The following is a 334-nucleotide window of genomic DNA, read 5'->3' as shown; positions in this document are numbered from 1 at the left end:
GATGTGGTCTTTATTACAGGAAGAAATGAAATGGTACGAGATTATATACATCCCGATGACTTTTATCAATTAGTAAATAGAGTGTTAATATCTGGTTTTGGTAACTATGCAGTAGATTGTTATTCCAGAGAAATAATTTCGAAAGAAGAAATGATTTGTGCTATGTATCATAACTTTAACATGAAATTTAGGTATGTAGATGAAACTATAGATTTTAGAGTTAATAAGAAAAACGAAAGGACATTCTATTATAGTAAGAATGTAAAAATAGGGAAAGACATTAACTATAACCCTATATATAGTTCTGAGGATTCAATTGTAGAAGAAATGCATA

The 334-nt window shown here is 28.1% G+C and carries 1 pseudogene; it reads left to right on the top strand.

The annotated features are described in order from the left end of the window. Window positions 1–30: 30 nt before the first annotated feature. A pseudogene (locus V1952_RS22645) lies at window positions 31–334 on the top strand (hypothetical protein); the annotation flags it as partial.

Source organism: Yersinia sp. 2542 StPb PI (assembly GCF_048593855.1).
Classification (GTDB): domain Bacteria; phylum Pseudomonadota; class Gammaproteobacteria; order Enterobacterales; family Enterobacteriaceae; genus Yersinia; species Yersinia enterocolitica_E.
Note: the sequence above shows the minus strand (reverse complement) of the source record. Positions and strands in the feature narration are given on the sequence as shown.